General features: G+C 64.3%; 9 protein-coding genes. 5 read left to right on the top strand and 4 right to left on the bottom strand.

What is annotated here, in order from left to right:
- From A3764_RS15705 to A3764_RS15695, 3 genes are all read right to left on the bottom strand, one after another.
- A partial coding sequence (locus A3764_RS15705; protein WP_150122224.1) for a DEAD/DEAH box helicase occupies nt 1-793 on the bottom strand: 793 nt, incomplete at its 3' end.
- A 149-nt stretch (nt 794-942) separates the two neighbouring features.
- Nucleotides 943-1,878: a glycosyltransferase family 2 protein gene (locus A3764_RS15700; RefSeq protein WP_067919120.1), complete on the bottom strand. Its 936-nt coding sequence runs from the start codon at nt 1,876-1,878 to the stop codon at nt 943-945.
- On the bottom strand, nt 1,878-3,497 hold the full coding sequence (locus tag A3764_RS15695; RefSeq protein WP_067919131.1) for a peptide chain release factor 3: 1,620 nt from the start codon (nt 3,495-3,497) through the stop codon (nt 1,878-1,880). The genes A3764_RS15700 and A3764_RS15695 overlap by 1 nt, the downstream gene beginning before the upstream one ends.
- A 126-nt stretch (nt 3,498-3,623) precedes the next feature.
- Here A3764_RS15695 and A3764_RS15690 point away from each other — a divergent pair, with 126 nt between their 5' ends.
- Nucleotides 3,624-3,989 (top strand): nuclear transport factor 2 family protein, encoded by a 366-nt coding sequence (locus tag A3764_RS15690; RefSeq protein ID WP_067919122.1) that lies wholly within the window; start codon nt 3,624-3,626, stop codon nt 3,987-3,989.
- Nucleotides 3,990-4,065: 76 nt separating this feature from the next.
- Complete coding sequence (locus A3764_RS15685; protein ID WP_067951755.1) at nt 4,066-4,782, top strand: MgtC/SapB family protein; 717 nt, start codon at nt 4,066-4,068, stop codon at nt 4,780-4,782.
- A 15-nt stretch (nt 4,783-4,797) separates the two neighbouring features.
- Here the strand turns inward: A3764_RS15685 and A3764_RS15680 are convergent, their stop codons facing one another.
- Complete coding sequence (locus A3764_RS15680; RefSeq protein ID WP_082851177.1) at nt 4,798-5,811, bottom strand: Hint domain-containing protein; 1,014 nt, start codon at nt 5,809-5,811, stop codon at nt 4,798-4,800.
- A 136-nt stretch (nt 5,812-5,947) separates the two neighbouring features.
- Here A3764_RS15680 and A3764_RS15675 point away from each other — a divergent pair, with 136 nt between their 5' ends.
- The 3 genes from A3764_RS15675 to A3764_RS15665 form a co-directional block, all read left to right on the top strand.
- Complete coding sequence (locus tag A3764_RS15675; RefSeq protein ID WP_067919126.1) at nt 5,948-6,727, top strand: SDR family oxidoreductase; 780 nt, start codon at nt 5,948-5,950, stop codon at nt 6,725-6,727.
- Between the two features lie 126 nt (nt 6,728-6,853).
- Nucleotides 6,854-8,212: a sodium:proline symporter gene (locus tag A3764_RS15670; RefSeq protein WP_067919128.1), complete on the top strand. Its 1,359-nt coding sequence runs from the start codon at nt 6,854-6,856 to the stop codon at nt 8,210-8,212.
- 42 nt (nt 8,213-8,254) lie between these two features.
- The coding region (locus tag A3764_RS15665; RefSeq protein ID WP_150122223.1) for an ABC transporter ATP-binding protein at nt 8,255-8,763 on the top strand (509 nt) is incomplete at its 3' end.

The following is an 8,763-nucleotide window of genomic DNA, read 5'->3' as shown; positions in this document are numbered from 1 at the left end:
CATCCATCTTGCGGTTGCAGAAGATGATCGCGTTGGTGCATTTGTCGCCTTCGGCGTCGATCAATGCCCGCAGAACCTTGCGCTTTTCACTGGCTTCGCGGTCCTTGCGCGACCCTTTGAACATCAGCACGCCTTGTTCGATGTTCTCGCCCGTGGTTGCCTGACGGGCGACCTCGATCCGTTCGGGGTTGCTGAGGAATGTATTCGTGATCCGCTCGATCTCGGGCGCCATGGTGGCCGAGAAGAAGAGCGTTTGCCGTGTAAAGGGCGTCAGGCCGAAGATGCGTTCGATGTCGGGGATGAACCCCATGTCGAGCATCCGGTCAGCCTCGTCGACGACCATGACCTTCACATCGTTCAGGATCAGCTTGCCCCGCTCGAAATGATCGAGAAGACGGCCCGGCGTCGCGATAAGGACATCGACGCCCTTATCGATCAGCAGGTCCTGTTCCTTGAAGGAAACGCCGCCGATCAGCAGCGCCTTCGTCAGCTTGACGTGTTTGGCGTAGGTATCGAAATTCTCGGCCACCTGCGCGGCCAGTTCCCGTGTGGGGCACAGCACCAGCGAACGGGGCATGCGCGCGCGGGCACGACCCCGGGCCAGCATGGTGATCATCGGCAGCGTGAAGCTGGCGGTCTTGCCGGTGCCTGTCTGGGCAATACCCAGCACATCGCGGCCTTCGAGGGCAGGGGGGATGGCGCCGGCCTGAATCGGGGTGGGTGTTTCATACCCTGCCTCGTCAATAGCCTTCAGCACCTTGGGATTCAGGTTCAGATCGGAAAATTTGGTCATGTGTGTCCGTATGTTGCGGACACTGACTCGGCCCGCTGCAGCGATACGCGCCGGCCCGAATGGCCCAATTGGCGGCTCTTGCCGCGGCACGTTCGCGCCCAGATATCAAGAACTTCGCCGATGGTCAAATGCATGGCCGCCAAGGCGTCTCAGCCGAGAAAATGACGGGCCACGCAGGCATCGAGCTGCAGGTCGGCGCGGCGGTGCAGCCCGTGCCGCGCCAGCCGTTCGCGCAGGGCGGGCGTACCGGCGCAGACCTCATCGTAGAAGGCGCGCAATCCGGCTTCGCCCCTTTCGGCCTCCAGCGTCTGGAACAACTGGTGCAGCGTCATGCCGCCCGTTTGGGCCGGGTTGCCCAGCTCGGCCCGGTAGGAGCCTTTCTGAAGCCGGTAGCGGTAGGCCGCGAGCCACTGCTCCCAGTCCTTCGCATGGTGATGCGCAACGTCGATGCCCGCCTGCTGTTCCGGGCCCGAAAGCATCTCGCCATTCTGAAAGGCATTGTGGATCTGAAGACGCAGGTCGCTCAGCCCCGTGCGGATGAAGATCTTTCCCGCCAGATGGCTGAGGAACCCGCCCTTCACGTATCGCCCGAATGTCGGATAGATGTCTTCAACGATCCGGGTGCGGGCAGGGCCGGGGGGGATGAAAGCCTTGTAATGACCTTCCGCCCCGGCGAGCGCCTCCATCGGGCGAACCCGCGAAATCATCTGATCGGCTGGCAATGCGCCCAGTATCGCGGCAACGGGCGGGTCGGAGACGAGGAATTCATCCACGTCCATGTGAATGAGCCAATCGACACCCGGCCCCTTGGCATAGGCATGGGTGGCGTTCATCGACTGGCGCACCTGATGTTTGACCGGGGGCTTGCCGCTGCGCTGTTTCCAATAGGAGGCATCGCAGGTGGTGACCCGTATCTTCGGATGCGCCGAAAGCCGCGCCTCTGCCTCGGGCGACGGGGCGTCGAGGTAGATGTGCAGGCGATGCGCGCCTGCCTCCAGATGATAGGCGGCGAAGCGGAGTATTTCCTGCGGCGGCGCGAGGATCGTGGCGACGAGACCCCAGGTCGGTGCGGGGCCCGCCGGCATCAGACCATCATTTCCTTCGTCGCCGTCAGCCGCACGTCGGGGTAGTCGCGCTCCACCCGGTCGATGTCCCACTGCAGCCGTGTGAGGTAGACGATATCGCCGTCATGGTCGTGGGCGATGTGCTGCTTGTTGCTTTCGATGAACTTGTTGACCGCGGGTTTCGGTCCGTTCACCCAGCGGGCGGAGGTGAATTGCGAAGCCTCGAACCGGACGGGCAGCCCGTATTCAAGCTCAATGCGGGAGGCGAGCACCTCGAACTGCAACTGGCCCACGACACCCACGACGAATCCCGACCCGATGGAGGGTTTGAACACCTTGGCGGCACCTTCCTCGGCGAATTGCATCAGCGCCTTTTCAAGGTGCTTCGATTTCATCGGATCACCCGCCCGCACGCCCTGCAGCAGTTCGGGCGCGAAGGACGGGATGCCGGTGACGCGCAGCGCCTCGCCTTCGGTCAGCGTGTCGCCGATGCGCAGCTGACCGTGGTTGGGGATGCCGATAATGTCGCCGGCCCAGGCCTCTTCGGCCAGTTCCCGGTCCGAGGCGAGGAACATCACCGGGTTGGTGATGCTCATCGGTTTCTTGGACCGCACATGCGTCAGCTTCATGCCGCGCTGGAAATGGCCGGAGGCCAGCCGCACGAAGGCCACGCGGTCACGGTGCTTCGGGTCCATGTTGGCCTGCACCTTGAAGACGAAACCGGCGACCTTCTGTTCCTCGGGCAGGATCTGGCGCGGTTCGGCGGATTGTATCTGCGGCTCGGGACCGAAGCGCGCGATACCCTCCATCAGCTCCTTGACGCCGAAGGAGTTGATGGCGCTGCCGAACCAGATCGGGGTGAGCGAGCCTTCGGCCATCAGTGCGGGATCGAGCGGCGGCATAAGCTCGCGCACCATTTCGAGGTCTTCGCGCAGTTTCTCCAGCAGGGCGGCGGGCACATGCTGTTCCAGCTTGGGATCGTCCAGCCCGTTGATCTCGATGCTTTCGGCCACGCGGTTGCGGTCCGCCCGGTCCATCAGTTCCAGCCGGTCGCGCAGGATGTCGTAGCAGCCCAGAAAGTCGCGGCCCACGCCGATGGGCCATGACGCGGGCGTTACATCGATGGCGAGGTTTTGCTGGATCTCGTCGATGATCTCGAACACGTCCCGGCTTTCGCGGTCCATCTTGTTACAGAAGGTCAGGATCGGCAGATCCCGCATCCGGCAGACCTCGAACAGTTTCTGGGTCTGGCTTTCCACGCCCTTGGCCCCGTCGATCACCATGACAGCTGCGTCCACCGCCGTGAGCGTGCGATAGGTATCTTCGGAAAAGTCCGAGTGCCCGGGCGTATCGACAAGATTGAAACGGAAATTTCGGTCTTTCGTCGCAAAGTCGAAAGACATCGCAGAGGCGGAGACGGAAATGCCCCGGTCTTTCTCCATCGCCATGAAGTCGGACCGGGTGCGCCGGGCCTCCCCCTTGGCGCGGACCTGACCGGCCATCTGGATCGCCCCGCCGAACAGCAGGAATTTCTCCGTAAGCGTCGTCTTGCCCGCATCCGGGTGCGAGATGATCGCAAAGGTGCGGCGCCGCGCGATTTCGGCGGGCAGGTCGGGGCGGTTTGTGGCGGTGTCCAGCATGGGTGGCATATATCGGCGGCCCGGTTCCGGCGCAAGCTGGGTCACCCGGGGCCGGAACATGAAAGCCTATCGGGATCGCGCCGAATGATGTATCGTGAACATAGGGAGAACATGAAGGAGCGAAAGATGGATATCAAGCAGGTGGCACAAGAGCTCGTTACCGGCTGTCGCGAAGGCCGGGCGAAGGAAAACCTTTCCAAACTCTACGCCGAGGATGCCGTTTCGGTGGAAGCGGTCGATCAGTCCGGTCAGGGGCGCGAAACCAAGGGGTTGGACGGTATCCGCGCCAAACACGACTGGTGGGAGGCGAACATGGAAGCGACCGGCGGGTCGATCAGCGATCCCATGTTGCATGGGGATGACCGATTTGCCGTGATTTTCGAGGTTCAGGGACGCGACAAGAACACGGACGAGAATTTCGACATGCGCGAGGTCGCGGTCTATCATGTGGATCAGGGCCGCATTGTGCGGGAGGAGTTCTTTTACGGCTGACAGAACCGGTCGGCGCGGCGGGGCAACCGGTCGTTTCGGCGCTGTTACGTGCCGCTTGACCGCGGTATGAGGCCTTATGGAAAACGATCTCATACTGCCCATCGGCCTCGGCGCGGCCACGTTCAACCTGTTTCTGGCGCTCGTTTGCGGGGGGCTGATCGGGTCCGAACGGCAGGTGCGTCAGCGCATGGCCGGGCTGCGGACGAACGCACTCGTGGCCCTTGGTGCTGCGAGCTTCGTCGTCTTTTCCAGCCTCTATCCGGACGAGTTGAGCCCCACGCGGGTCGGGGCGCAGGTGGTGTCGGGCATCGGTTTCCTCGGGGCGGGGATCATCTTTCGCCACGGGTTCACGGTGCNTGGGCTCNATACGGCGGCAACGCTTTGGTGTTCGGCCTCTGTCGGCCTGCTCGCGGGGGCCAGCGCGCCGCTCTTTGCGGTCATGGCGACCGGGATGATCGTTTTCGTCAACCTCGGCCTGCGCCCGCTCGTCAAACTCATCAAGGCCAAGACCTCCGCCGGACTGCCGCTGACGATGGATGCGCGGATCACGGTGACTTGCCGCCCGAAGGACGAGGCCGATGTGCGCAGCCTGCTGCTCGCGCATCTGGTGCCGCCCATCTTCCGGCTCGAAGGGCTGGACCGGTCGCAGGAGGAAGGCAAGGGGCCCATCACGCTGGAGGTATCGGTGGAGATACAGGGTGAATCGGACGCCGTGCTGCGCCGCGCGGTGGAGCCGCTTCTGCTCGATACGAAGATCATGAACCTCTCGTGGGATACCGGCGGCGACCGCTGACGCCTGCTGTTCCGGTCAGCCGGTAGAGGCCTTGCGCAACAGGGCCGCGGCATCCGGTCGGCGCAGCAGCGCCTCGTTCACATCCAGCCCCGCATGCGGCAGATCGGAATGGCCCGGGATGACCTCACCCAGAGCGCGGGAAAGATCGGGCGGCAGCACCGCCTTTGTCCGGCTGTCGATCAGCATGGATTCCGCGGCGATGCCTTCGGCATAGATGATCTGATGACCGTCGAAGAGCAGCTGGAAATAATCGACGAACCCGCCGTCGAGCCGCCGCACGCTATCGCCATTGACCAGATGCCGCGCTTTCACCAGCAGTTCCGACCGGCCCGCGCCCAATTCATCGTTGCGCTGATAGACGAAGAGCTTGTGTTCGGGGCTGACGATCAGATCATTCGTATTGCTCAGCGTTCCCGCGCGGATGCAGATGGGGGCGAATTCGCCGACGGCGCGCACGGTATTCTGGCCGATCCAACGGATTTTCTGCACGCCGTCATCGCGGGTGAGGATCCGGTCGCCCACCTGCAATTCCTCGATCGGGCGCTGCTCCCCGGAGGAAAGGGTGATATGCGTGCCCCGGACGAAGGAGACCGCGCCAACCTGACCGAACTTCTGCCGCTGGGTTTCGGTGTCGATCCCGACAAGCCGATAATCGAGACGCGGCACCAGAACCGTCAGGGGCAGCAGATAGATCCCGGACGCGAGACCCTGCGCATCCACCTCCACCAGCAGGATCGCTTCGGTGGTCTGCCCATCCGGTGACATGAAGGTCAGCGCGGAATCAAGATGCAGCGTCGCACCCGGCACGCCCAGATCGGTGTCTTCGGCAACGCGGAAAAGCCCGCCGCGCGCGTCCTCCAGCGAAAGCCGCCGGGTCTGGGCGCCGGGTTCGATCTGGTAGATGTCATCAAGCACTAGTTCCGTGGCAAAGGACAGCCTGTCCCCCATGTTCGCGCCGTCGCTGGCAAACATGTCCCCGGCCCGGAACACCGGGACGCTCTGGGCGGGTGCTGGTCTGGTTCTCGTCACGGGGCGGCCTTTCGCGCGGTATCGACCGACAGGATAAGCTAGGATTGTGACCGGCGTGGGTCAATGATTTGGTGTTTTACTGTCTGGCGGTTCCGGGCATGCTGCGCGCAATCGCCAAACCGAAGGAGTAGCGCGCATGGATATGGGAATCACGGGCAAGAGGGCGCTGGTCTGCGCATCTTCCAAGGGGCTCGGACTGGGATGCGCGGAGGCGTTGGCCGCCGAGGGCGTGAACCTCGTGATGAACGCCCGGGGATCGGAGGCGCTGGAAGCGGCGGCGGAGCGTATCCGGCAGGAATACAACGTCGAGGTCACGACCGTGGCCGCCGATATCGCCACACCCGAAGGCCAGAAGGCGGTGATCGCCGCCGCGGGGGATGTCGATATCCTCGTGAACAATGCGGGCGGGCCGCCCCCCGGTGTCTGGAGCGACTGGGACCGGGAGGATTTCATCGCCGCCCTCGATGCCAACATGCTGGCGCCCATCGCCATGATAAAAGCTTTCGTCCCCGGCATGATGGATCGCGGCTGGGGCCGGGTCGTCAACATCACCAGCCAATCGGTGCGCGCGCCGATCGCGGTGCTGGGCCTGTCGAATTCCGCCCGGACGGGGCTGACTGGCTATGTCGCCGGAACTTCCCGTCAGGTGGCCGGCAAAGGGGTGACGATCAACAACCTGCTGCCCGGCATTCACGCAACCGACCGGGCCGATGCGCTCGACGGCGCTGTCGTCAAGGCCAAGGGCATTTCTCTGGAAGAAGCGCGGGCAGAGCGCGCGGCGACGATCCCGGCGGGGCGCTATGGCAGCCGGTCGGAATTCGGGGCCGCCTGCGCCTTCCTCTGCTCGCAGCACGCGGGCTTCATCGTGGGCCAGAACCTGCTGCTGGACGGTGGTGCAACCAACATCACCATGTAACGCCGGGGGGGCGCGCGCCACTGGCCGCGCGCGCCCGTCCGAAACCATTATCACATAAGCGTTTAGACGGCTGGCGCGGGTCCCCGCGCATGGGTAACCTGCGCCGAGATTCACGGGGACATCCACATGCAGTCAGCCATCCTTTTCGCCGTTTTCGGTGCCATCATCCTTGCCAGCCTGCTGGCCGCCCCGCGCCGCGCGAGCATCGAGGGCTTTTTCAGCGGGGCCGGGGCCGACGGTCGAGCGCCGGGCCTCTGGGTTCTCGTCCTCAGTCAGGTGACGACCTGGATCTTCGCGCGCAGCCTGATGAACGCGGCCATCCTCGGCTATTACTACGGCATTGCCGGAACGCTGGCCTATGCCGCCTATTACGGCTCCTTCCTGACCGGCGGTTTCATTGTCGCACGCCTGAGGGCACAGGGCGCGCGGTCGGTACAGGACTGGATCGGCGCGCGCTTTGGCACGGCGGGCAACGGCTGCTACAACGCCGTGATCGCCTTGCGCCTGCTGTCCGAGGTTTTCGCCAACCTGCTGGTGGTCGGCCTGATTTTCAACGCGGCACTTGCGGGCAGCGGCACGACGGCCATCGTCATCGTGGCGGCGCTCGGGCTTGCCTATTCCGCTTGGGGCGGGCTTTCGGCGGCATTGCGGACGGATGTCATCCAGATGGGGGTTTTCCTCGTCGTGTTCGGTCTGGCCTTTACGGCGCTGGTCGCGACCCCCGCCTTCGATCTCGGTGCCGTGCTGACCGCGCCGGGCACCGCCGGAGCGTGGAACGGCTGGGTGCTGCTGGCGGTGGCGCTCTTGCAGGTCTTTTCCTATCCCGCCCATGACCCGGTGATGATGGACCGGGGCTTTCTAGCCGATCCGGTAACGACACGGGCCTCCTTTCTGCATGCCTTCTGGATTTCGGCGCTCTGCATCATCGGCTTCGGATTCTTCGGCATTCAGGCCGGACTGATTGGTGCCGCCTACGAGGGCGAGCTGATCGGCACATGGGCCGCGATGTTCCCGTCGTGGGTTTTCATCGCACTCATGCTGTCGCTTCTGGTCTCGGCCCTCAGCACGCTGGATTCGGCCCTCGCCTCGGCCGCGCGCCTCGTGGTGGAGGAACTGGGCCTTGCCCCGCGTACCCTGAACGGGGGACGGGTGGTTATGGTCGTCTTCATGGTGGCGGGGATGCTCCTGACGCTCTGGGGTAACGCCACCCTTTTCGATGCCGTCGCGGTGAGCGGTACGGCCTCCATGTTCCTGACCCCCGTGCTGATCGTGGGGCTGGTGATGGGGCGCCGCGTGCCTTTCTGGTCCTACGCGGTGGCCTTCGCGGTGGCGATGGCCGGGGCGGTGGCCTACTTCGGCCGCGGCTGGGCGGCTGTGGCCGCCATCCTGCCCGAGGGGCACAAGTATGAGCAATTGCTTGTCATTTGCGTGGTGGTGCTGGCGCTCGGTTTCGCGGCGGTGCTTGCGGGGGCGCGGCGGGGCTGATAGCTGGGTTTCCGAGTGATTTTATCGGATACCCCGCGGCCCATGACAGCAGACGTTCCCCGGCTGGAAATACGCAACCTGCGCCGCAGCTACGGCGGCCGGGCAGTGGTCGACGACGTGTCGCTGAAGATCATGCCGGGGCAGGTGACCTGCCTGCTGGGGCCGTCCGGCTGCGGCAAATCCACGACGCTGCGGATGATCGCGGGCGTGGAGATGCAGGACAGCGGCACGATCCACGTCGATGGCAAGCTGATCTGCGACACGATCTTTCGCGTCCCGCCCGAGCGGCGGGAGATTGGCCTGATGTTTCAGGACTTCGCGCTTTTCCCGCACCTTTCGGTGGCCGACAACGTCGGCTTCGGCCTCAAGAAAGGCACGAAGGCAGAAAAACGCGCGCGCATCGAGGAACTGCTCGACCGGGTGGACCTGAAGCGGTTCATCGACGGCTATCCGCATCAGCTTTCGGGGGGTGAACAGCAGCGGGTCGCGCTGGCCCGTGCGCTGGCGCCGCGCCCGCGCATCATGCTGATGGACGAGCCGTTTTCAGGGCT

This window comes from Sulfitobacter sp. HI0129 (assembly GCF_001635395.1).
GTDB lineage: Bacteria > Pseudomonadota > Alphaproteobacteria > Rhodobacterales > Rhodobacteraceae > Sulfitobacter.
Note: the sequence above shows the minus strand (reverse complement) of the source record. Positions and strands in the feature narration are given on the sequence as shown.

Bases quoted from the DNA above. Each gene is read 5' to 3' on its own strand.
- A3764_RS15700 (WP_067919120.1), bottom strand. From the start codon at position 1,878: ATGCCGGCGGGCCCCGCACCGACCTGGGGTCTCGTCGCCACGATCCTC.
- A3764_RS15695 (WP_067919131.1), bottom strand. From the start codon at position 3,497: ATGCTGGACACCGCCACAAACCGCCCCGACCTGCCCGCCGAAATCGCG.
- A3764_RS15690 (WP_067919122.1), top strand. From the start codon at position 3,624: ATGGATATCAAGCAGGTGGCACAAGAGCTCGTTACCGGCTGTCGCGAA.
- A3764_RS15675 (WP_067919126.1), top strand. From the start codon at position 5,948: ATGGATATGGGAATCACGGGCAAGAGGGCGCTGGTCTGCGCATCTTCC.
- A3764_RS15670 (WP_067919128.1), top strand. From the start codon at position 6,854: ATGCAGTCAGCCATCCTTTTCGCCGTTTTCGGTGCCATCATCCTTGCC.